Source organism: Paenibacillus hubeiensis (assembly GCF_032334105.1).
In the GTDB taxonomy this organism is placed as follows: Bacteria; Bacillota; Bacilli; order Paenibacillales; family Paenibacillaceae; genus Paenibacillus; species Paenibacillus hubeiensis.
This window is the reverse complement of record NZ_JAVYAE020000005.1, coordinates 175,165-199,426: the sequence shown is the minus strand read 5'-3', so window position 1 is coordinate 199,426 and position 24,262 is coordinate 175,165. Positions and strand designations below refer to the sequence as shown.

General features: G+C 54.6%; 15 protein-coding genes. 11 read left to right on the top strand and 4 right to left on the bottom strand.

Annotation, left to right across the window (positions count from 1 at the left end):
• Positions 1–276: 276 nt before the first annotated feature.
• Positions 277–1,680: a RidA family protein gene (locus RSX24_RS16175; protein WP_339274118.1), complete on the bottom strand. Its 1,404-nt coding sequence runs from the start codon at positions 1,678–1,680 to the stop codon at positions 277–279.
• Between the two features lie 343 nt (positions 1,681–2,023).
• Here RSX24_RS16175 and RSX24_RS16170 point away from each other — a divergent pair, with 343 nt between their 5' ends.
• The 3 genes from RSX24_RS16170 (at position 2,024) to RSX24_RS16160 (ending at position 6,901) form a co-directional block, all read left to right on the top strand.
• The gene (locus RSX24_RS16170) at positions 2,024–4,042 is read left to right on the top strand and encodes a methyl-accepting chemotaxis protein (RefSeq protein ID WP_236415611.1); all 2,019 of its coding nucleotides are present in this window, start codon (positions 2,024–2,026) and stop codon (positions 4,040–4,042) included.
• 277 nt (positions 4,043–4,319) lie between these two features.
• Positions 4,320–5,552, top strand: a complete 1,233-nt coding sequence (locus RSX24_RS16165) for an MFS transporter (RefSeq protein ID WP_343261184.1) — start codon at positions 4,320–4,322, stop codon at positions 5,550–5,552.
• A 26-nt stretch (positions 5,553–5,578) separates the two neighbouring features.
• On the top strand, positions 5,579–6,901 hold the full coding sequence (locus RSX24_RS16160) for an LLM class flavin-dependent oxidoreductase (RefSeq protein ID WP_343261183.1): 1,323 nt from the start codon (positions 5,579–5,581) through the stop codon (positions 6,899–6,901).
• A 176-nt stretch (positions 6,902–7,077) separates the two neighbouring features.
• Here RSX24_RS16160 and RSX24_RS16155 read toward each other — a convergent pair whose 3' ends face one another.
• Complete coding sequence (locus RSX24_RS16155; protein WP_339274112.1) at positions 7,078–8,112, bottom strand: LacI family DNA-binding transcriptional regulator; 1,035 nt, start codon at positions 8,110–8,112, stop codon at positions 7,078–7,080.
• 460 nt (positions 8,113–8,572) lie between these two features.
• On the opposite strand from RSX24_RS16155, the gene RSX24_RS16150 reads away from it, so the two are divergent.
• The 5 genes from RSX24_RS16150 (at position 8,573) to RSX24_RS16130 (ending at position 14,996) form a co-directional block, all read left to right on the top strand.
• Positions 8,573–9,865 (top strand): sugar ABC transporter substrate-binding protein, encoded by a 1,293-nt coding sequence (locus RSX24_RS16150; protein ID WP_438286848.1) that lies wholly within the window; start codon positions 8,573–8,575, stop codon positions 9,863–9,865.
• A gap of 150 nt (positions 9,866–10,015) precedes the next feature.
• Positions 10,016–11,371 (top strand): carbohydrate ABC transporter permease, encoded by a 1,356-nt coding sequence (locus RSX24_RS16145; protein WP_236415617.1) that lies wholly within the window; start codon positions 10,016–10,018, stop codon positions 11,369–11,371.
• Positions 11,368–12,204 carry a sugar ABC transporter permease gene (locus RSX24_RS16140; protein WP_236415619.1) on the top strand — a complete coding sequence of 279 codons (837 nt, stop codon included), beginning with the start codon at positions 11,368–11,370 and terminating at the stop codon, positions 12,202–12,204. The genes RSX24_RS16145 and RSX24_RS16140 overlap by 4 nt, the downstream gene beginning before the upstream one ends.
• 131 nt (positions 12,205–12,335) lie before the next feature.
• On the top strand, positions 12,336–13,637 hold the full coding sequence (locus RSX24_RS16135; RefSeq protein ID WP_343261182.1) for an MFS transporter: 1,302 nt from the start codon (positions 12,336–12,338) through the stop codon (positions 13,635–13,637).
• A 225-nt stretch (positions 13,638–13,862) separates the two neighbouring features.
• Positions 13,863–14,996 (top strand): serine hydrolase domain-containing protein, encoded by a 1,134-nt coding sequence (locus tag RSX24_RS16130; RefSeq protein WP_343261181.1) that lies wholly within the window; start codon positions 13,863–13,865, stop codon positions 14,994–14,996.
• Between the two features lie 127 nt (positions 14,997–15,123).
• Here RSX24_RS16130 and RSX24_RS16125 read toward each other — a convergent pair whose 3' ends face one another.
• On the bottom strand, positions 15,124–17,280 hold the full coding sequence (locus tag RSX24_RS16125; protein WP_343261180.1) for an alpha-amylase family glycosyl hydrolase: 2,157 nt from the start codon (positions 17,278–17,280) through the stop codon (positions 15,124–15,126).
• Between the two features lie 473 nt (positions 17,281–17,753).
• On the opposite strand from RSX24_RS16125, the gene RSX24_RS16120 reads away from it, so the two are divergent.
• The 3 genes from RSX24_RS16120 to RSX24_RS16110 are packed head-to-tail and all read left to right on the top strand — an operon-like array spanning position 17,754 to position 22,226.
• Positions 17,754–19,136: an alpha/beta hydrolase gene (locus RSX24_RS16120; RefSeq protein ID WP_343261257.1), complete on the top strand. Its 1,383-nt coding sequence runs from the start codon at positions 17,754–17,756 to the stop codon at positions 19,134–19,136.
• Between the two features lie 4 nt (positions 19,137–19,140).
• Positions 19,141–20,706, top strand: coding sequence for an acyl carrier protein (locus RSX24_RS16115; protein WP_343261179.1), 1,566 nt, complete (start codon positions 19,141–19,143; stop codon positions 20,704–20,706).
• Positions 20,703–22,226: an ANL family adenylate-forming protein gene (locus tag RSX24_RS16110; RefSeq protein WP_343261178.1), complete on the top strand. Its 1,524-nt coding sequence runs from the start codon at positions 20,703–20,705 to the stop codon at positions 22,224–22,226. The genes RSX24_RS16115 and RSX24_RS16110 overlap by 4 nt, the downstream gene beginning before the upstream one ends.
• A 107-nt stretch (positions 22,227–22,333) precedes the next feature.
• Here the strand turns inward: RSX24_RS16110 and RSX24_RS16105 are convergent, their stop codons facing one another.
• Positions 22,334–24,088 (bottom strand): glycoside hydrolase family 13 protein, encoded by a 1,755-nt coding sequence (locus RSX24_RS16105; protein WP_343261177.1) that lies wholly within the window; start codon positions 24,086–24,088, stop codon positions 22,334–22,336.
• Between the last annotated feature and the right edge of the window lie 174 nt (positions 24,089–24,262).

The window sequence follows — 24,262 nt, the reverse complement described above, 5'->3', positions numbered from 1 at the left end:
AAATGGTGCATAATCGCCCATTTTCCGGTCAAATAACGTGTCTGAGTTTCGTTAGAATTCCAACCGCTCTCCAAAACATCATATAAGGTGTGGGAGGTTCGTTACAGCATGCGGCATGTGGAGGGGGCTAAGCCGCAGTTTCCGTGGATTCCAGGCAAGTCCAGCGAACGGGCTGACCCTTCAAAAGTTGATAGAATGGAGCGGCTTCGACTGGATCTCTCGGATTCGTGGCAGCAAAAAGCAGCTCCCGCAAGGGAGCCGCCATGTTGTGCGTATTTATTTTTTCGGCGCGTAGAACGTGCCTTCCACCTCGACGATGTCGTCCTGGTTCAGACGATCCACTTCGATAATGGTCCGCGGAGGATAAGGTCCGTCGCCCCACAGTTCTTCCTGGATTTGATTGACGATTGGACGATACCGGTACATGTCTGTGACGTACACGACGATCCGGGTAGCATCCCGCAGCGTGGCGCCTTCGGATTCGGCGATCAGCTTCATGTTGAGAAACGCTTGGCGAATGCGGCCTTCTTCGTCGGACACGAGATTGTTGGCGGCCGGATCGATGCCGCGCATGCCTGCCACATAAATGGTATCCCCTGCACGCGTTCCAAGATCCCATGTACCTGTAGTCTGGATGGCGCCTTGAGGAGCAAGGGTTTTGACGCCATTAGGCGACACGTTTGTTCCGTTCGCGGACGGCCCCTTCTGAGCTGCCTTCGATGTTTTCTCCGGCGCGTAGAATGTGCCTTCCACCTCAACGATGTCGTCCTGGTTCAAGCGGTCTACCTCGATGATCGTGCGCGGAGGATAGGGTCCGTCGCCCCACAGTTCTTCCTGAATCCGGTTCACGATCGGGCGATATCGATACATGTCGGTCACGTACACCACGAGACGGGTTGCATCCTGCAGCGTGGCGCCCTCGGATTCGGCAATCAGCTTCATGTTGAGAAACGCTTGGCGAATACGCCCTTCCTCGTCCGACACGAGCTTGTTGGTGGCCGGATCGATGCCGCGCATGCCTGCCACGTAAATGTTGTCGCCTGCCCGCGTTCCGAGATTCCACGTCCCCGTGGATTGGATCGCGCCTTGAGGAGCAAGGGTTTTGACGCCGTTAGGCGACACGTTCGTGCCGTTCGCGGACGGTCCCTTCTGAGCTGCTTTCGATGTTTTCTCCGGCGCATAGAATGTGCCCTCTACCTCGACGATGTCATCCTGGTTCAAGCGGTCCACTTCCACGATCGTACGCGGGGGGTACGGACCCTTGCCCCAAAGTTCTTCCTGGATCTGATTCACGATGGGCCGATACCGGTACATATCCGTCACATACACTACGAGGCGAGTCGCGTCCTGCAGCGTGGCGCCCTCGGATTCGGCAATCAGCTTCATGTTGAGAAACGCCTGGCGAATGCGGCCTTCTTCGTCAGCGACCAGTTTGTTGGTCGTGGGGTCAATGCCGCGCATGCCTGCCACGTAAACATAGTCTCCCGCGCGCGTTCCTACATCCCATGTTCCCGTGGACTGAATGGCGCCTTCCGGCGATAAGGTTTCCACGCCATGAGGCGAGACGATGGTCACTTTCGAAGCGAATGCGGGAACTCCGAATGCGGTGATGCCAATTTGCAATGCAAGCATGCCTGCGGTCAAACGCCGTACGGCTCTTCCTGTTTGTTTATTTGTCATCTCCAACTACCCTTCCTATGTAGGCATATTAAAATATTTCTCGACTACTATATCACAAGTACACATCCTGTCAATTGATTTATTGGGTATTTCATCCTAAATTTTTGGATGATAATGTATCTTTTGCGCAACTAAAAGACTACTATGCTAGCAAGTTTGAATAAAAATTTGCTGATATGCTCTAATTCCCAACAAGGAAAATGTCGAAATTTATAATTTTCATTAAATCAAAGGACTTTTAGCCTAAAGTTATCGGCCTGTCATGCCGAAATATATAAAACTGCCACTTTCTATGCATGACGATTATGGGTAGAACTTTGATGCCGAAGAAAGGATAGGATTCATGAAGAAGCAAAAGACAAAACGCAGCAAGCCTGTCGTTCAACCTGGCGTCCCCAAAACCGGAAGGAAGTTTACGATCCGGGCACGCCTCACCTTGGCCTTTCTGGTGATTCTCGTCGTTCCGACAGCCGGTTTGGGATGGTTGTCGTATCTGACCGCCAAGGAAGACATCACGGAACAGTTTCTCAAAAATACGCGTCAATCGGTAGAAACCGTGAATACGCAAGTGGAAACACTGATCAACACTAGCCTGGAGGATCTGAAATACCTCTCGCAAACGGTGAACAAGGGCATGGTCGACGGTGACGAAAGTCCGCTGCTTCGTCAAATTTTGGACCCAATCAAAGCGGTGAAATCCGAGTACGACCATGTGCAATTTGCGACAACGGAAGGAAAGCTGCTCAACTCGCCGCAGCAGACCTTTGCGGAAGATTTCGATCCGAGGGAACGGGCGTGGTATACGCTGGCCATGGAGAATAAAGGGCAGACGCTCGTCAACAATCCGATTATTAGCCAGGACGGCAAAGTGATCGTTGTGCCTTCCATGGCCACCGCCGACGACTCCGGCGTAGTCAGCATCGTGCTTAGCCTGACCAATCTTGCCGAGCAAATCAACAAAATCAAAGTTGGCGAGACAGGTTATGTCTCCGTATTGGACAAAGATAACAAGTACATAACCCATCCGACGATTGAAATAGGTTCCGAAGATACCGAAAGCTACGTAGAGCAAATGAAAGTGGAACCGTCAGGGAATGTCGAGTATTCGTCAGACGGAACGGACAAAATTGCCGTGTACGCGACCAATGAGGCAACCGGGTGGAAAATCGTGGGTGTCATCGACGTGGAAGAAATTTCGGCAGCAAGCCGCGGAATATTGTATACCACGTTGGTGATCATTGCCGTCTCCATCGTGGGCGGAGCGCTGGTGGCCGCCTGGATCATTCGCTCCATCGACGCGCCGTTGAAACGGCTGATGGCGGCAACGAACAATATTGCCGCGGGTGACCTGACCAACGAGGTGAAGATCACTTCGAAGGATGAACTCGGCGAGTTGTCCGGCGCCGTGAATCAAATGTCCGCCAATTTGAGAAGTCTGGTGTCGCAGGTCGGATTCAATGCCGAGCAGGTGGCGGCAACCTCCGAGGAATTGTCCGCAAGCTCCGAGCAGACGCGGACAACTGCCGAGTATATCTCGGAAGCGGTGCAGCAGATCGCCGACGGTTCGGACCGGTTGGTGAACAACTCGGCCGCGTTTAATCAGGCGACCGAAGACATTTCCAAAGGCATGAACCAGGCATCGAGTTCCATCCAGTATGTTACGCAGCTGACCCAGTCCGCGAACGAAAAGGCGCAGGAAGGCGCCGAAGTCGTGAATCATGCGGTGGCCCAAATGAACACGATCCACGACAAAGTGAATCAAACGGCCGATGTCGTTCACAAGCTTGGACAGAAGACGGATGAAATCGGCGAAATCATCGGTTTGATCACCCAGATTTCCAGCCAAACGAATCTGCTCGCCCTCAATGCGGCCATCGAGGCCGCCCGTGCAGGGGAGCATGGCCGGGGATTTGCGGTCGTTGCTGACGAGGTCAGAAAGCTGGCCGAGCAATCTACGCGCTCCGCAGAGCAGATTCGCAAACTGGTGCAGGAAGTGCGTCAGGAAACCGGAAACGCGGTAGCCTCGATGAATGAAGGGACGGAAGTGGTCCGCGAGGGCATTTCATTGGTTTCCCGCACGGGAGAAGCCTTCGGCGTCATTGCCGATTCCATCGATCAGGCGGCGTCCGAAACGATCGAGGTTTCCGCGATCGTGGAGCAGGTGCACGCCAGCGCGCAGAGCATGGTTGAAATGGCCCAAAACGTGGCCGTTATTGCCGAGCAGTCGGCGGGGAACACGCAAAGCGTCGCAGCATCGACGGAACAGCAGAGCGCATCGATGGTCGAGGTGTCCGCGTCTGCGGACAGTCTGAGCAAAATGGCGCAGGAGCTTCAAGAACTGATCGGCAAATTCAAGGTATAGAAAGCAAGTTTCTGGGACGTCACCTTAGAATCGGTATTACATTTGGTGAAAAGAAGGAGAGAGCAGCGTATGACAGCGCGGCTCTCCTTTTTTTATGTCTGGAGGTGTGCTGGGCATACCCCATAAGCCCGATTCGCGGATGCGGCAAAAACATGCCGCTATTCAATTATTAAATACGCCGATCGAACTTTTCTATTACACATGCCGCAAGTATTCCGTTAACATGATATATAACCTAGTTACCTGATAGGAATTTAAACCTATGGAGAAGCATGCCATGCCGCATTGGAAGCGAAACCTGTACATCTTATGGCTGGGCCTGTTTCTCAACTACATGGCGTATACGCTCTCTGTGCCCTTTTTTCCGTTGTTTCTGCAAAATGAGCTTGGCGTTCAGTCGGGACTTGAAGTCTGGTCGGGGATATCGATTTCCATCAGCTTTCTGATCAGCGGCTTGTGCGCGCCGTTCTGGGGATCGCTGGCGGACAGGCACGGCAGCAAGCTGATGCTGCTTCGCTCCGGCGCAGGCTTGGCTGCGGCCCATTTGGCCAATGCCTTTGTCCACGACCCGTATTCCTTTCTGGCCGTGCGCATATTTCAGGGGTTGATGGCCGGTTTCCATCCAGCTTCCGTCACGCTGGTTGGCACCAATACGCCGGAAAAGCATGTCGGTTACGCGATGGGCGTGATATCGACTTCCACGGCGGCAGGGGGCATTCTGGGACCCCTTGCCGGCGGCGTGATCAGCCAATGGGTCGGGCTGCGGGGCTGTTTTGTCGCTTCGGGCATCCTTACGCTGGTGTCTGCAATGATCGTCATGGGGGTTCGCGAAAACCAAGCGAAACGGGTGAGCGTCCGCACAGGCTGGATCGCCGATTTGAAGACTGCTGCCGCCACGCCGGGCTTGATGCGCATTTATGGCTTGATCCTGCTTGTATCCACCTCGGTCATGGTGCTGGAGCCCTTGCTTACGTTATATGTCGTCTCCATTGGAGGAAATCCGGATACGGCGACGCTTAGCGCAGGGATCGTATTCTCCGCAGTCGGCGTGGCCACGGTCATTATGGGCCCTCGCTGGGGTAGGCTCGGCGGCAGGCTTGGATACGATAAAACGTTGATGATCGGATTGGTTGGCGGCGGGATTGGCAATTTGCTGCAGGTACTAGCATTCAACCTGTATGTGTTCGGGGGAGTCCGCTTCGCTTACGGCCTTTTCTTTGCTGCCGTTTATCCAACGCTGAACGCGATGGTCGTGCGGCATGCAGCCCTTGAATTTCGGGGTAGAGCGGTAAGCTTGAGCCAATCCGCCAACCAGTTCGGCATTGTGCTTGGTCCGCTGGTCGGAGGTTTTATTGGCGGCTCGGCCGGCATTCCCGTCGTATTCCTGTTGACAGGCATCGCCCTGTTGGCTGCGGCGTGGATGGTGCGAAAGAGCGCGGTTACCCCACAGAAGCTGGAGCAGGACAATTCAGACACTGTCGCCGGGGCAGGGCACAGCAGCAACCACTAATTCATCCATTCGGGGAGGAATACACGATGAGCAAACGACAATTGAAACTGGGAGCCAATCTGAGCGGGGTCGGCAACAGCATCTCTTTCTGGCGGCATCCGGACATTCCGGTCAATGCCAGCGTCAGCATCGAATACTACAAACAGCAGGCGCGCAAGGCGGAGGAAGGCAAATTCGACCTGTTGTTTATCGCGGACGGTTTATATATCAATGAAAAATCCAACCCCCATTTCCTCAACCGTTTCGAGCCGATTACGCTGTTATCCACGCTGGCTGGCGCGACGTCGCACATCGGTCTTGTGGCTACGTTGTCGACCTCGTATAGCGAACCGTTCACCGTTGCAAGGCAGTTCGCTTCGTTGGATCAGATTAGCGGCGGACGGGCGGGATGGAACGTCGTTACTTCTCCGCTCGAAGGCTCGGCCCTGAATTTCGGCAAAGGCGAGCATCCCGATCATTCGCTGCGCTACGAAATTGCCGAGGAACATTTGCAAGTCGTCAGAGGACTGTGGGATTCGTGGGAAGATGATGCCTTCATAGGCGACAAGGAGGCCGGCATTTTCTTCGATCCGTCCAAGCTGCATGCGCTGAATCATCGCGGAAAGCATTTTTCCGTGCAGGGTCCGCTCAACGTGGCCCGTTCCTCCCAAGGACACCCGGTCATCTTCCAAGCCGGTTCCTCGGAATCGGGCAAAAATCTTGCAGCCCGGTCGGCAGATGCGATCTATACCGCTCACGAAACTTTGGAAGAAGCCAGAGAATTCTACCGGGACGTAAAAGCGAGAGCGGCAGCCCATGGACGCAAACCGGAGGAACTGCTCATTTTCCCAGGCATCGGTCCGATCGTGGGGCGTACCGAAGAAGAAGCCGAGCGCAAATATCAAGAAATCGCCGCTCTCGTATCCATCGACCAAGCGCTGAATTACTTGGGGCGCTACTTCGAGCATTTCGATTTTTCGCAATATGCGCTGGATGAGCCGTTCCCGGACATCGGCGATTTGGGCAGCAACAGCTTCCGCAGCACGACGGACAAAATCAAGCAGCAGGCCCGCGAGCAAGGCTTGACCTTAAGGGAAGTGGCATTGCTGGCATCCACGCCGCGCACTTCCTTTATCGGCACGCCGGAGAAGATCGCGGACCTGATACAGGAATGGTTCGAGTCGGAAGCGGCGGATGGATTCAACATCCGGACGGTCGTGCCGAACGGCCTGGCGGATTTCGTAGACTTGGTGGTGCCCGTTTTGCAAGAACGCGGTTTGTTCCGCACGGCGTATGAGCAAACGACGCTGCGGGGCAATCTGGGCCTTGAAATTCCGTCCAACCGTTACGCATTGGAATCGGTAAAGTAGAATCATAGATCAGCATCAGCAGGCAAAAAAGGCTGAACGCCAGACCACGTCTTCCCAGGGCGTGGTTTTTTCGTTTCATCCTGCGGCAAGCATGGATAAGCCCATCACCCCGGAACCGGGGTGATGGGGGGAGAATCCGTTTTCAGGATTTTGGACAAACGTTTGCGCGGACATGCTTAAATCTGTCTTGGCAAGGTATAAAGTGAAGATTCCCGGACCATCAAGCGATGGGGGATGATAATCGGGTTCGGCGAGATTGCGCCTTCGTCGCCTTGGATGATCTTCAACAGCAATTGAACGGCGGAATAGCCAAGCTGATAGGTGCCGATATCGATGGAGCTCAGCGGCGGTGAAGCCAATTCGGACAGGGCGATATTGTTGAAGCTGACGACGCTGATGTCCTCAGGTACGCGATATCCCAACTCATCCAATGCACGCAATACGCCAAAAGCCACATGATCGTCGATGACCACGATCGCCGTCGGTCTGTTTGGCAGTGACATAAATAGCGACATGGCCCGGAATCCGCTGTCCTGCAAATATTCTCCTTCCAGAATCCAATCGGAATGGGTCGGCAGCTGCGCATCTTCCATCGCTTTGGCATATCCCGTCATGCGATCATGAGAAAGGGTAAACTCCGGCGGTCCGCTGACGAACCCGATGCGGGCATGTCCCTGCGCAATCAAATGGCTGGTCGCGTCATAAGCCGTTTGCACATTATCATTGTCCACCATGGGTGCATCAGGATGGGTTTCGCTGCGGCCGATCAGCACAAACGGAAAACGCTCCTCTTCCAGAAACGCAATATGCGGATCTTCCCGTCGCGACGAAAGCAGCATAATGCCATCGACTCTTCTTCCATAGACCAGGCGGGAGATGGCGTCAAGGCCGTTGCCCGAAGTCGACTCGGTAGATAGCAGCACTTCATAATTCATGCGGGTGGCATGGCTCATGATGCCTCGCAGCAATTCCCCAAAGAAGTAGTTCTGAAACAGCTCCTCCGCCGGCCGCGGCAGCATGATGCCTAACGTTTGCGTTGTTTTGGACACCAGGCTCTTTGCCATGATGTTGGGATGATAGTTGTGTTCTTTCATGATCTGCCGGACCTTGACCGAGGTTTCGCGACTGATCCGGGGATGATTCGAGATCACCCGGGATACTGTAGAAGGGGATACTCCCGCCATTTTGGCAATATCTTTGATTGTAATCATGTGAAAAATCCCTTCCCTACCGTCATATCAAAACATGCTCCTATGTTAATTCATGGTTTGGAAGAAATCAATCCGCAAGTATGCGGGACAATACTCCAGAGAGGAAAATGAAGGAAAATAAAGACAGATCAAGCAAAACGTCACTTTTTCAAGACAGATAACAAATTTTGGGGCAATTTCGTCTAAAATCATTTGTGCAAACGTTTGTGCAAGGGGAGAACCCTAGTGTATGATGTGTTTATTATTACAGCGCTTACATGGACGATTATTGGGTGTTAACGTCTGTTTCCTCCTTCTTGATGAATAAGCAAAGACGCTTGATTTGAATTTTGGGCAAACGTTTGTCCATACGTAACACGCAGTCTTTGCTGTGATTCGAAGCTTTGGCGACAAGAGCACGGCAGAGGGGGAAAGAGCGCAACAATAACGCTTTACCAATCAGGGGGAAGGGGAAATGAGAATGAAGAAATGGCAGGGGATTCTACTCGCGGCATTCACGTCGTTATCGCTGGTTGCTTGTTCGGCAGGCGGAGGCGGCGGAACGGCGGGAACAACGCCGGTCGCCGAAGAAAATACGGAAGGACCGGCCGTCACTCCAGACACGCTGCAACCGGAACCAGGGGCCACGTTGGTCATTTGGGAAGACAAAAACCAGAGCAGCTTCATTGCGGACAGAATCAAACAATTCGAGGAGAAATACGGCGTGCCGGTCAAATTCGAAGAATTGCCGCCGACGGACCAGGTGACAAAGCTTACGACGGACGGACCGGCCGGATTGGCCGCGGACGTTGTCGTCTTCCCGCACGACAAAATCGGAAGTGCCTCCGAAGCGGGCCTGATTTTGCCCAACGACGTATTTGAATCGAGAACGACGGAATCGACCAGCGAAAACGCTTTGAAGGCAGTAACGTTCAAGGACATTCTGTATGGATATCCGTACAGCGTGGAAACGTATGCCTTGTTCTATAACAAAGCGCTCTATCCGGAAGCGCCGAAATCGTTCGATGAAATCATCGACTTTGCCAAAACGTTCAACGATACCAAAAACAATAAATATGCACTCATGTGGGAGCTGCAGCAGTTTTACTACGACTTTGCGTTCCTGGCATCCCAAGGCGGATACATCTTCGGGGATGACGGCATGAACAGCGAGGATATCGGTTTGAACAACGAAGGCGCGCAAAAGGGCGGGGAATTCCTGCAAAAGCTGAGAGCGGAGGTCCTGCCTGTCAAGCTCGGCGACGTGAATTACGATATCAAAAAAGGATTGTTCAGCAGCGGCAAGCTCGCGATGGATATCAATGGACCATGGACGATCGCCGACTATCGCAATGCAGGCATCGATTTCGGCGTTGCGCCCCTTCCGCAAATCGAGGGACAACCGATGACCTCGTTCTCCGGCGTCAAGGCGTATTACGTCAATGCATTCACGCAATACCCGAATGCATCGAAACTGCTTGCGGCATTCCTCTCCAGCGAGGAATCGCAGATGCTTAATTTCGAGATGAACGGAACCCTTCCGGCAGATAAAAACGTGGCGGCAGACCCCAAAGTTCAAGGGGACGACATCACCAAAGCGTTTCTGGAGCAATTCAACCATTCAACGCCGATGCCTTCGCTTCCGGCCATGGATAGCGTATGGGGACCGATCTCTTCCGCCATTACGGACATTTGGGACGGGGGCAAAGACGTGAAGTCATCGCTCGACAATGCCGTCAAACAGATTAACGAAAGCCTTGCTACCACGAAATAATCGCGTCTGGACCGTGTTCGTTACGATGGATTGCTGAACGTTCGACTTCGACTACGACAGCAGTTCATGGTGGCAAGGTACGGCCGGCGGATAAAGACCAGCCTGTCCGCACTGCGGGCAGGCCACTCTAATGCCGGAAGGAGCATATCCATGAAGCAGCAGCATGTTCCGGTGAACGTAAAACCGGAAGGAGCGAGGCAGCACCGCGTGACCGCGGCCGTGCTGTCCGTTATTTTGCAGGGATTGGGGCAGTTGTACAATGGCCAGTGGATCAAGGGACTGATTTTGATCGCGCTGGAAGCCGTAGGGCTTGCCTACCTCATTCCCCGCCTGAACCATGCGGTCTGGGGCATCTGGACCTTGGGCGAGAATACGCAGCGGTTCGTGAAGGTCAATGGATCGACCGTTCTGCAGAAAGGGGATCACTCGATCTTTTTGCTGCTGGACGGCCTGATCGTACTGTTGGTTCTGTTCGTATTTCTACTTATATATACGCTTAACGTAAGGGATGCATATTTAACGGGAAAATGGAGGGAAGAAGGCAAACAGCCGCGATCCGCCATGAATTCTCTTCGAAGCGCGCTGGATACCCAGTTCCCGTATCTGTTCCTTGCCATTCCCGCTTTGGGTGTCCTGTTCTTCACGATCATGCCGATCTTGTTCACCATCACGCTGGCTTTCACCAACTACTCGGCTCCGGATCACATTCCTCCCGCCAAACTCGTCGATTGGGTCGGGTTCGGCACGTTCAGCGACCTGGTCCAGTTGAAATCCTGGAGCCAGACGTTTATGGGCGTATTGGGTTGGACGGTCGTTTGGGCCGTGCTGGCCACCGTCACGACGTATTTTGGCGGCGTGTTGGTTGCGCTGCTGATTGAGCAGCGCGGCATTCGTTTTAAGAAGCTGTGGCGTACAATCTTCATTCTTCCTTATGCCATCCCGCAGATTATTTCCTTGCTCTTGATGCGCAACCTTTTCAACGGACAGTTCGGTCCGATCAATACGTACATGAGAGCGTTCGGTTTGGAAGGGCTGCCTTGGCTGACCGATCCGTTCTGGGCCAAAGTGACGGTCATCGTCGTGAACATGTGGATCGGCATCCCCGTCAGCATGGTGCTCATTTTGGGTGTGCTTACCGCCATTCCTCGTGATTTGTACGAAGCCGCCGAAGTGGACGGGGCGAGCAGCTTTCAGAAATTCCGCATCATTACGATGCCGTTCATCCTGTTTGCCACAACGCCTGTGCTGATCATGCAGTTCGCGGGCAATTTCAACAACTTCAACGTCATCTACCTGCTCACGAACGGCAACCCGCTTCGCGGCGATTACCAATATGCCGGATCTACCGATTTGCTCGTGACATGGCTGTACAAACTGACGCTCGATAACAACAAGTTCAACATGGCATCGGCGGTAGGCATCATCATTTTCCTTATTATTGCATCGTTCTCCATTTGGAACTTCCGCCGTTCGAAATCATTCAAGGAGGAGGACATGATCCAATGAAGAAACGAAACAATCCGCTGCGGCTGGTCCTCAGCTATGTCCTGCTGGTCATCATTGCCATCGTTTCGATCTATCCCGTGCTGTGGATCGTTCTCTCGTCCTTGCGCCCGGGCGCCGCGTTATTCAGTGAAAGCCTGTGGCCGGAAGCGTTCACGCTGGCGCATTATGGTGAACTGTTCACGACCCCTTCTTTCCTGTACGGCAGATGGTACATGAATACGCTCAAAATCGCGTTCTTTACGATGATTTTCTCGACGCTGCTCGTCACGCTGGGAATGTATGCATTGTCTCGCTTCCGCTTCCGCGGGCGCAAGACCATCCTGTCCACGATGCTGATTCTGGGCATGTTCCCGAGCTTCATGAGCATGATCGCCATCTACATCATCCTGCTGCAAATTCAGCTGCTGGATACGCATGCCGCGCTGATTCTGGTGTATTCGTCGGGTGCCGTGCTGGGCGGTTTCATCGTCAAAGGGTTCTTCGATACGATTCCGCGCAGCCTGGATGAAGCGGCACGGATCGATGGAGCGAGCCATCTGCGCGTCTTCGTCAGCATCATTCTGCCGCTGTCCCGTCCGATGTTGACCTACGTGGCGCTCACCAGCTTCACGGGGGCATGGATGGACTTTATTTTCGCCCGGCTGGTGCTGCGCACCAAAGAAAATTGGACGCTGGCCGTAGGCATGTGGGATCTGGTCAGCCGATATCAGGACAGCAACTTTACGATGTTCGCCGCGGGTGCGGTGCTGATTGCGATTCCGATCACGCTGCTCTTCGTGTTCCTGCAGCGCTTCCTGGTACAGGGGCTTACGACAGGAGCCTCCAAAGGATAAACATACATTCATCACCTCTTCAGGCGCTTTGATCGAAGGAATTGCACAATGACTCCTTCTTTCGGAGCGCTTTTCATGCATGTCCTATTTACGGCTGGAATGATCGATACAAACGGGAGGGAAACGAAATTATGGATACTGTTCGTCAGGTGGATTCGGGCTCCGGCTCTGCGGATTTGCACCCAGGCATGGGTACGGCTTGTCCTGCAAACGATACCGCGTCCGAACCGGCATTGCGGCACAACAAAGCTTTTCGAAGACTGCTTTACGGCTACGGCATTTCTGTCTTCGGCGATTGTTTCAACGGCATTGCCATCAGCTTGTGGGTCTTACAGACGACGGGCAGCGCCAAGAGCATGGCCGCCGTGCAAATTTGCAACATGGCGGTCAGCTTTGTTTTCGGTTCCCTTGCAGGCACGCTGGCAGATCGCTTTGACCGTCGCACATTGATGCTGTCCTCGGATCTGTTCCGGGCTTTTATGGCCGCGACCATTGCCGTAAGCCTGTTTGTGCTGCATGCCCCTTTTCCATTGCTGCTGCTCATGCTTGGCCTGTCGATGTTCTCCAGCTTGTTTCATGCACCTGCCTTTTACGCTTCGGTTAGCCGCCTGGTCGGCAAGCCACATCTGCAGCAGGCTACGGGCGCAATCCATTTGGTCGACAACATTGCCCGGATCAGCGGACTTGCTGCGGCAGGAGCGGCGGTGGCGCTGATCGGCGGCTTCTATGCCATTCTCGTTACGGCAAGCACGTTTTTGCTCTCGGCGGTCTGCGTGGCGGCTGCCGGCCGTTTTCCATCCGTGGAACGGACAACGACCGCCAAAACCACCTTTGTTCAGGAGTGGAGGGGCTCCTTCGCTTATCTCTTCTCGCAGCCGCTTGTGCGCGCCATTGTTGTGCTGCAGCCGATTCTGCTGCTCTTTTTCATGTCTGCCATGATGCTCGTGCAGGTGATGGCGGTAAAGGTATGGCAAGTGAATCCGGTGCAATTCGGATTGATCGAAACCTGCATTCCGCTCGGGTACATGCTTGGTTCTGCCGGGCTTATGGCCATGGCTGGCCGGATGAAGCACCGGGGAAGGTGGATATTTGTTGGCCTCCTGCTGCTGGGACCGTTGTACGCGGCGTTATCCTACATCACTTCGCCGTATTGGGCTTTGCCGCTCATTGTAGCCGGCGGAGCCATGTTCGCCTGCTGCACGATGCTGCCGCAGATCATGGTTCGCGCTGAAGTGCCCGATGAACTTCAAGGGAGGGTTTATGGAGTCATGGGCACGCTCACAAGCACGGCGCCGATCATTGGCCTATCGGTCGTGTCCGTTTGGGCGGACCGCTTCGGAGCTCCGGTGGTGCTGGAAGGATTGGGTGCTCTGCTTTTGTTGACCGCGTTTGTTATGGCAGTGGCCATGAAGCCCATCCGTGCTTATAAGTAGAAGGCATGCTTGGGACTTGAGGAAAACACGTACTGCGGTTTCGCCTGCTTGGTGCGATCGTTGAGTTTCCATTCGGGAATTCGCCCGGTCGGCGTCCGTTCTTGCGATCTGATGGTGGTCTTTGAATGCGATTGGTCGTATATTAATAGTATGCGGTTACATGCGGGAGAACGTGGCCGTATGGCGCAATAATTATCAATTCTACATATAAAGGGATGAGCGAACATGGATTTTAAACCGCTTGCTTCATTTATCGACCGCATCACCGCTTGGCGTATTCCGTGGGCGGAAGTACTTGTCATGCATCGCAACGAAACGGTTTTCCGTTATCGCAACGGCTTTGCTAATTTGGAAGAGCAAACGCCCATCGGCGAAGGCGCGATCATCAACTTGTACTCCATGACCAAAATCATGACCTGCGTCGCAGCGCTTCAGCTTGTGGAGAGAGGACAAATGCTGCTTGGCGACCCGATCTCGAACTATCTGCCGGAATATGCCGAGATGACGGTCAGAAAAACTTTGCCGAACGGGGAAGTACGGCTGGAGAAAGCGACAAAAGCCATTACGGTGCGCGACCTGTTTACGATGACGGCCGGATTTTCCTATGACGTTGGAGCACCATCTATCCATGAGGCCGTGAAGAGCACGAACGGAACGTTGTCGACGCGTGAATTTGCGAAGGCGCTTGCGAAAGAGCCGCTGCTGTTCGAGCCCGGGACGCAGTGGAATTACAGCATGTGCCACGATGTGCTTGGCGCTTTGATTGAAGTCGTGGATGGCAGACGGTTCGGCACATACTTAAAAGAGGAAATCACCGACCCGCTCGGCATGCACGATACGGCATTTGACCTGAATGACGAGCAGCAGGCCAGATTGATTCCGCAGTATGCGTACAATGACGAGCTTGGCAAAGCCGTTCGCATGGACGGCAACGGTTTCCGGGTAGGCACGGCGCTGGAAAGCGGGGGTGCAGGATTGTTGTCTACCGTCAGCGATTACGCGCTGTTCCTAAATGCGTTGACTGGGCGCGGCACAAGCCCGGACGGCGTGCGCATCTTGTCACAGGCTTCGGTCGAACTGATGCGTACGGACCATCTGAATGATTTGACCCGAGGCGATTACTCCTGGGATCAAATGAAAGGCTACGGCTACGGGTTAGGCGTACGGACCCATGTCTCCAAGGCCGGCAGCGGCTCCTTGAGTCCGCTGGGCGAGTTCGGCTGGAGCGGCGCTGCCGGCTGCATGGCCATCATCGATCCGGATTCGGAACTTACGGTTATGTATGCGCAGCACCTGTTGAACAGTCAGGAGCCGTACATCCAGCCTCGCTTGAGAAATATCGTTTACGCTTGCTTATAGAGCAGATGGGAATTCTTGTTTATCCATTAATCAGCGATGCAGCTTGAAAAGCAAAACGGAAATACGGACACCCCGAGCATACGCGAAATGCGTGCTGCATCGGGGTGTTTGGTTTTGCCGAGTTATTTTATTGCCAGTTCACGTTTACGGTTGCGGTGCCGCTGGCTGGCGTGGTGAAGGTGTGATTCGATCCGTTTTCCCATGTGACGGTAGAGCCGTTTTTCTTGAAGAACTTGAACTCGAGTGGCGTTCCGGCAGGCACGTTAACGTCGTAATACCATGTCGGATAGGCGTGAATGACCTGGTTGAAGGTTGGCCCAACGGCGTTTGCTCCTGTGGACCAGTTACCGAGCTCGGCAACGTTGCCGGTCAAGTACACGTTCTGGCCCAGGGATGTCGATGCATTATTGACAACGAATCGAACGGTGACCTGCTCGCCGGTCAAAATATTAAAGCCGTTATAGCTGTTGCTGGTTACGCCGCCTGCGGTTACCTTCACCGCGTAATTGCCCGCTGCAACGGCAGGAACGGTAACTTTGATTTGGGTATCTTCCCACGATTGGATCGCAGATCCGGTTACGGCCGTTGTGCCGAAGTAAACGGTGCCTTTGGTTGCGCCGAAGCCGCGGCCGTCGATCGTGACGACGTTGCCGGGTTTGCCCATCATCGGTCCGACGTGCCCGATCGTCGGCGTGCTTTCGGAAGCCGTGTACTGCCACACTGCCGTCCCGCCTGCGGCCAACGTGAATGTAGGAACGCTGCCGTTGTTGGACGTAATGCTGTTGCCGTTCAGCGCGCCGCCAAGGACGTCCGTGTACGTTCCCGAAGGCAGGGACGTTGCAAGTCCGCTAATGGAGGCAGAGGACGATTGGTTGCGGTTGATCGCCACGACGGCAACGCTTTTGCCGAATTTGCGTTCATAGACGTACACGTCATTATTAATCCAGCGCTGCTGCGTCGAGCCGTAAGCGATGGCCGGATTGGATTTGCGCAGCGGAGCCAGCTTGCTGATCACGTTGAATGCCGTTGTTGTTTTGGAGAACGATGGCATTTTGGCGCGGTTGTTCGGATCGCCGTTTCCGGTCAGGTATTGTTCAGTGCCGTAATAGATGGCAGGCACGCCGCGGGATGTCAGCGTGAAGGCCAAAGCCTGTTCCAGCTGCCGGTTGTTGACCGCGCTTGTTTTGAAACGGTCCATGTCATGGTTATCGATAAAGGTCACCTGGTCATTGACTTGCGTGTAGTCTGCTGCTGTGCTGCTGATCATGGAATCCAGCGCATGCATGTTCGACGTGTTGTCGCGGAACACGTTCCGCACTTCGGCATTGAAGCGGAAATCAAGCAGGCTCATGCCTGAAGTGTTCGCGAATTTGGTGTTGTCCGCATCCGCAGCGGAAGAGCCGAGGAACCACTCACCGAACGTGAATACAGGCTGATGGCTGTAAATGCCCGACATCCAGCTCTTTTGCCAGCCTTCCGGCATGTGTTTGACCGCATCCACGCGGATGCCGTCGACGCCCATGTCAAGCCAGAGGTTGATGGCGTCTTTGAAGTATTTATCAATGGTCGCATTGTTGTGGTTCAAGTCGGCGAGATCATAAAGGTTTTTGTAGATTCCGTTCTCGAGGGAAGAGAAGTCCGAGCCGCCGTTATGGTGGAAGTAACCGTTGGTGTCGTTGGTGTAACCGCCAAGGAGCGTGCCGTTGTCATACAGCTTGCCGTTCTCGGCGAACGAGGTATCGGTCTCCATGGCCGGTGACGTATGGTTTGGAGCAAAGTCGATGACGATTTTGATGCCTTTGGCATGAGCGGTCTGAATAAGGTTCTGGAAGTCGGTCATGGAACCGAAGTACGGGTTGGTTTTCTTGAAATCCCGCGCCCAGTATCCATGGTAGGAAGTGTTGTTGACGCCCGAGTAATTGACGACGGCATGGATGTTTTCTACCGGCTGCGAGATCCAGAGCGCGGTGATGCCCAGGTCCGTGAAATAGTTGTCGTTGATTTTGTTGATTAATCCCTGCCAGTCCCCGCCGCAATACAATTTCAGGTTGGTACAGCTGGCATCGTACGCTGCTCCGGAAGGGTTGTTGGAAGGATCGCCGTCCAGAAAGCGGTCGGTGAATACCTGATAGATGACGTCTGTGCTGAAATTCTGCTTGTTCGTTACGGCAGTGTCGGGGTCTGCAAGCACGGAAGCCGCCGGCAGGAAGGGGAGTGCGCTCCCGGCCAGCAAGCCGAGGGTTAACGTGGTGCTGAGAATGATGCGTTTGGTCACATTCAACATGGTAATCCACCCTTCGCGATTAGAGTATGTTATTATGTAATCCGTGGAAGTAAAAACGCTTACAATTGCGGATGGCCAATCATTTGCCAACCATGGACGGGTCTACCTCCTTCCTGCATGCAAAAACCCCGGCATCTCCTGCTGGAGTTACCGGGGTTGTCCTAGACCTTAGGTCTAAAAAGCATGGCCCTCGAGTTGTACATCACACCGTAATCATAAAAAACGGCAATGGGTTTGTCAATAACTTTTATTTTAGGTTTATTTTTCTTGTTTTCGTATTTACAAACCGCATCATTGGATTTACACTAATCGCAGAATCCACAATACAAGGGCCATGCATTTCGGAAACGATGATCCGATCCGAAACAACCCCGTCTCCTTCGAGGCGGGGTTGTTTGTCGTTGCAGGCAGCAGCGTAGAGAGGCGTTTCATTATTGCAAGGCATGATGAGCTGAGGGGAGCGATGATCCGTGATGAGTTCATTGGAGACAAGGTCGGTTATCGAATGTTTGAGCGAATTCAAGGCAACGCGGCTGGGCAACAGCCGAAATATCCATGTGTATCTGCCTCCGGGATATCATGAGCATACCGATAAAAGGTATCCGGTCGTTTATATGCATGCAGGCCAGCGCGCTTTCGGCCTCTCCAAGCCGGGCCAGGAAACGTGGCAGATGGATGTGGCGGCAGACCGCCTGATCGGTTTGGGGCTCATGGAGGAGCTGATTATTGTGGGCATCTCCCATGTTCGCCCGGTTACGCACAATGAGTTTTACCATTATGCTGCGCCGGTCCGCGAAGCTGTAGACGTGGGATGCTCGGGGCTGCTGTACGAACATTTCATCGTGCATGAGCTCAAGCCGTTCATTGACCGGCGATATCGGACGTTAACGGAGCCGGAGCATACGGGGATGATCGGTTCATCCGCAGCCGCATTGTGCACGTTCCACATCGGCATGCGCCATCCGGACGTTTTTGGCAAGCTGATGATGTTGTCGCCGTTTTTTTATGACGTGCAGTTGGATGCGAGTTCCCCGGGACGGCTGAAAGAAGAGCCGATGATTCGGCTTCCCGCAGGAAAACCAGACGTACGGATGTGGATGGATATCGGGGATATGGAAGGTCTGTTCCTTCCAAGCCAAATTAGAGAGGTTGTTGACAAACTTCTGGACCGTGGTTACGTGGCTGGCAAGGACCTCATTTACCTGGAACAACCCGATGCCGGCCATCAGGAAGCCGATTGGGCCGAACGCGTACACCTTCCGCTGCTCTGCATGTTCGGTAAAAAAGGCAACCCGGCTTCCCTCGAACTCAAGGGCAGAAGTGTTCTAGGGTTGAAAGGAGATATGAAATGCCGAATTAATGCCCTGCTCCGCTATGACAACGGCGTTAAGGTCAGCCTGCTGGAAGGGGCATACATTTCCGAACAACCTGACGTGCTCGAGGTACTGCCGGATGGAACGCTGATTCCCGTCGCTACCGGCAGGGCGGTCGTTCGGCTTCAGTTCGGGGAATTGACGGCAACCAAGGCGTACACCGTCGTGGAGGAGCTTTCCGGTCACGTTCTCATCTGCCTGAGCGCACAATCGCCGTCTCGCGAACCTGCGGAAGACACCATATACGGCGGCATGGGCATGAAGCTGAAACATGTCGGAGACGGACATTACGAAGGATGCTTCGAAGTTCCGCGGGACAGCGGTTTCCGGTTCCGGTTTACGCGTGGTTTCCGCCGATTTGAGACCGACCCGGATGGTCGGCCGATGCCCAATCGCGTCTTCCGGGCCACGCATCCGCAGTCTCTCCATTATACGATCCGTTCCTGGGGCGACAGCCCGGCCAGAAACGAAACGAGGAGGTAAACCGATGTCATCCTTACGGCATGTTCAGCCACTGATGGATATTCCGTTTTATTATCCCTGCCATTTTCCGCTGATTCATGAGGTTTTGCGGCGCCAGGGCTGCCAGAGCAGCCTTGGCCTTCTGGCGGCCAGCCGATTGTTTACCCTTCCCTCGTGTTCGGACACGGGGCTGGTCAAGCCTTATTTTCACAAGCTGGATTACGAGGATGCCGTCTGGAGCATGGGGGAGCAGCGCGAAATGGGCAGTTTCGAGGAAGGGCTTGCCGCCATTCGTGAGCGCGTGGGAGAAGGTGAATTGTTCCTCGCAACGGGTTCGAGCTACCATTTGCCGTATGACGAGAACTTTCGGAATCCGGAGTATATCCATAAACATCTAAGGGAGGGTTCCCGCCTGCATCTGGTGGACCACTGGCTGGCCGTGTGCGATATCGGGGAACGGCATGTGGACGTGTATGATCCGGTCCCCTCCAAATATAAGGGGGCGGTCTCGCTTTCGGCCTTTCGCGATTTCTGGAAAGGGCACAAGGCGATGCCCGAACTGGCGTCAGCCAAGCGAAAGGAAGAGCTGAGAACCTACGGAACGATGGAGGTTCGGTCCGCGGGCCAGCTGGATGATGACGGGTATCGAGAGGTGCTGCGCGCAGCCCTGGCTACGCAAATTCACGAGTTCCTGGCGGCCAGGCAGGTGAGGCAAGGGGAACGGAATTATTACTTTGGACAAGCCGTCACCGTAGAGCTGCTGCGCACGCTCCATATGGAAGGAAAAGAAGACGAAGGCGGGGCACGTTCCCGCGTTCAAGGAGAGTCCGGGAGTGAGCGTGCACACCATTCTGTCTTCCGGAATGGGCAGCAGGGGGCGACCGCTGCAATGTCTGAGGTTAACCTTTCCGGTGATTGGAAATCCAGTAATGCTGGTGTTTCCCGGCTACCGGGCCTATTGTTCGATATGCGATGGAGCCGGTATTTTTTCAGAGATTTACTGCTGGAAGCGGCTCGCGTGTTAGGCTCGCCGTACGACGCCTATCTTGAGGCCTGGCAGGGCCTGATCGGGCGTTGGGAACGGAGTCACAAGCTGCTGATGGCCAGGCTCGCAAAGCGTGATTCCGGTTGGAACGATGAGCTCAGTGGGGTCATCGGGCAACTGGCGAACGATGAATGGGCCTGGTACGAGAAGATGCAATCCATCCATGGCAGCGAATCCCGCTTTGTTCAGCGTGCATTTGCCGGGGATGAAAAGGCGAATTCGGCGGAGGCGAAGCGGGAAGAAAAGCTGGCCCGCATCGTTCTGGAGAGCTGTCATGAACTGAATGCATATGGACGCGGCGGCATCCCGGTGGAGCTTGGACTGCATGCTCCGCTCTATGGCAGGAACGGCCGGTTGGATTCGCTTGGTTTGGTGTCGTTATTAGCCGTCGTGGAACAGGAGGTCGAGGATCGATACGGCATATCGGTCGCACTGACGGAGATGGCGGCTGCTTCGATGCCTGAAAGTCCTTACCGCACGGTCGGTTCGCTGGTGGATTACCTGGAGGGCAAACTGCGTGCGCAGCGGGAAGGAGTGGAACCATGATCGAAACGTTACTGCGGCGATTCGAGGGATGGGGCTCCGCCCCGGCCATGGTATGGCAGAATGACGGTTACAGCTACGGATGGCTGCGCGGAGAGGTACGCAGGATGAACCGCCTGATCGGCAATGCCGGCATGGCGGGCTGCGTCGTTACGCTGGAGACAGACTATTCTCCCCATGCCGCTGCCGCTTTGCTGGCTCTGCTGGAGCAGCGCTGCATCGTTATTCCGCTGGCTCCGGACCTAGTTCGGAACAAGCGGGAGGAGTATATGGATTTGGCTGGAGCGGAATGGCGAATCGTGGCCAGGCGGGAGAAGCACTCCGATACTGATGGGTATGGGGCCGACGTTGATGATGTAGGTGACACTTTATCGGAGGGGTTGCTTTGGAGTGCGGACAAGCTTCGTTCCGTGCCTGACGAAGATCGGTGTACGGCAACGTTAAGCGATGCCGTGCCTGGCGGTCTGGTGGCCTTAAGCGTAAAGCGATTCGAGGCGGACGGATTGCCGCCGCTATTAACCGAACTTCGTCAGCAGCAGGTCGGCGGTCTGGTCATTTTTTCTTCCGGTTCGACGGGACGAAGCAAGGCTGCCGTGCATCGCGCCGATCGGCTGCTGCAGCGGTTTCAAAGGCAGGGCCGCCCGCTGCGGACGATTCCTTTCATGCGTTTTGACCATATCGGCGGTTTCAATACGCTGCTGCAATCGCTGGCCAGCGGCGGCTGTCTGTGCATGATCCCCGAGCGATCGCCGGAGGAGGTGTGCAGAACGATCGAGCGGCATCGGGTGCAGGCCTTGCCCGTATCGCCGACGTTTATGAACCTGCTCCTGCTCAGCGGTGCGTACCGGGACTTTGATCTGTCCAGTCTGGAAGTGGTGTCGTATGGGTCTGAGGTAATGTCACAGGCGCTGCTCGAAGCGTGGAACAGGGCGTTTCCTCACATTCGGACGGTTCAAGCTTACGGGATGTCCGAGCTCGGCATTTTGCCGACGCGCTCCAAAGCGTCGGGCTCCCTGTTGTTTGCCGTACGGGACGGGGAAGTGCAGTATCGCGTGGTGGACGGGCTGCTGGAAATTCGCACGGCAACGGCCATGCTTGGATATTTAAACGCGCCGTCGCCGTTTACCGAAGACGGTTGGCTGCGCACAGGAGATGCTGCCGTGATGGAAGGGGAGTATCTCCGCATTCTGGGCCGCGATTCCGAGATCATCAATGTAGGCGGCCGCAAAGTCTATCCGGCAGAGGTGGAGGGCGTGCTGGAGCAGATGGAGGTCATTGAAGTGGCGGTCGTTTGCGGCGAACACAGCGGCATCACCGGCCAGCGTGTAACGGTCACCGTGCAGACAAGCCGGGAGATGCCCCTCGCCGAGCTGCGCCGGATGATCTGGGATTATTGCCGCGAACGCCTGCCGGATTACAAAATTCCGCAAAAGATCATCTTGGCGAAGGACGGCCTGACGAGCCCGCGCATGAAAAAGGTAAGGCAGCCCCTTGCCGTCTCGCCAGAACAAATCGAAACATAAGCCGAAGATAAGGCTGAAACATTAAACGTGAAAACACCCGCAGGGATGGCCCATCGACCATCGGTTCCTGCGGGTGTTTGGTTTGGGTTAACGTTGAGCCGAATACACTAGACTTCAAGTTTGAGCAGGCGGAAATCAAGCCCTTCCAACGCTATATCCAGCGTCGACGTTTCCGAGGTCAGCACTTCGCCGCTAAATGCATCGCGCCAGCTTGCTTCTTCCGGCATGGGCAATTGCAGCACCCGAGGCGACTCGGCGGCATTCATCAGCAGGCGGAAATGTTCGTGGCTCCCGTCATCGGTGCGTTCGATTATGATTGCGGCATCTTTTTCGGCGGCGTGCACGATGCGCCAATGGGAGCCGCGCAGCGCCGCATGGGTTTTGCGCAGCGTGATGATCCGCGTGTAGAAGTCGAGCAGTTCGCGGTTTTGCCGGGTTTCGTCCCATTCCATGCATTTCCGGCATCCCGGATCGTAGCCGCCTTCCAACCCGACTTCGTCGCCGTAGTAGATGCATGGTACTCCCGGGTAGGTCAACAGCAGCAGGACGGCAAGCTTCATGCGCCGAACGTCGCCCTCGCAGACCGTCAAGAGGCGCGGCGTGTCATGGCTGCCCAGCAGATTGAAGGCCGCCTCCGTGACGGATTGCGGATAAGCCGCGAGCAGATTTCCAATCTCTCCGGCGAAGGCAGCTCCGTCTAATTTGCCATGGACCGCATAATCCAGCACCGAATTGGTAAAAGGGTAGTTCATGACCGCATCGAACTGGTCCCCTTGCAGCCACATGATGGAATCGTGCCAGATCTCGCCGAGGATATACGCGTCCGGCTTGATGCTTTTGACCGTATCCCGGAACTCGCGCCAGAAGCGGTGATCCACTTCGTTCGCCACGTCCAGCCTCCATCCGTCGATGCCGATTTCCTGCACCCAATACCGGGCGACCTCAAGAAGGTAGGCTTTGACTTCGGGGTGCTCGGTGTTGAGCTTAGGCATGATCGGTTCGAAGGCAAACGTATCGTACGTCGGAATGCCGTCCTCGATCCGCAGCGGCCATTCGCGCACATGGAACCATTCGGCGTATGGCGAAGCCTGGCCGTTTTTCATTACATCGACGAAAGGCGGGAAGTCTCTTCCCGAATGGTTGAACACCGCATCGAGCACCACCCGAATGCCGCGGGCATGACATACATCCACGAGCTCCTTAAGCTTGGCATTGGTGCCGAAATGAGGATCGACCCTCAAATAATCGGCCGTATTGTATTTGTGGTTGGTGCTGGCCTCGAACACCGGAGTAAAGTAAATGGCGTTTACGCCGAGCTGGTTCAAATGGTCGAGGTGGTCGATCACTCCCTGCAAATCTCCGCCGAAGAAATTGGTCGGCGTCGGTTCGCCGCCCCAAGGCTCCGCATCTTCGGGGCTGATGGACGGGTCGCCGTTCGCGAAACGCTCCGGAAAAATCTGATAAAAGACAGCGTCCTTCACCCATGCAGGCGCCTGGAAAATGTCCGCCGGATTCAGGAAAGGAAAGTCGTAAAATTCCAGCGGGTTTTCGGGCAGCTCGGTTTCGAATCCCCGTTCGGTCATCCAAATCCGTTCGCCGTCCTGCTCCAGTTCGAACCCGTAGCGCAGTCTCCGATATGGAGGCTGCACTTCGATTTGCCAGTAATCGAACAGCTCGTCGCTGGCGAATTTGCGCATTGGAAGGGTACGGGCGGTGCGTTCCCAAGCGTATTTGTCCCCGATGACGGCGGATACCTGATCCAGATCGTCACGTCCGGTTCGCAGGCGGATATGCAGGGTGTTGCGATCATAAGCATAAGACCAGTTCAAGCGTGCACGATGATAAATAGCTTCAAGCTGCATTACACATTCACTCCTTGGATGGAATAGTGGTGGTGCAAATCAGGCCAGAAAACGCAAAAAAGGCACAACCTCCAATGTTCGCGAGGTTGTACCTTTCGGCAACATAGCCTTTAAATTATGTCATTATTATACAGTCGGACGGAGGAAAAGGGAAGCCGTAAAATGATAAATTTT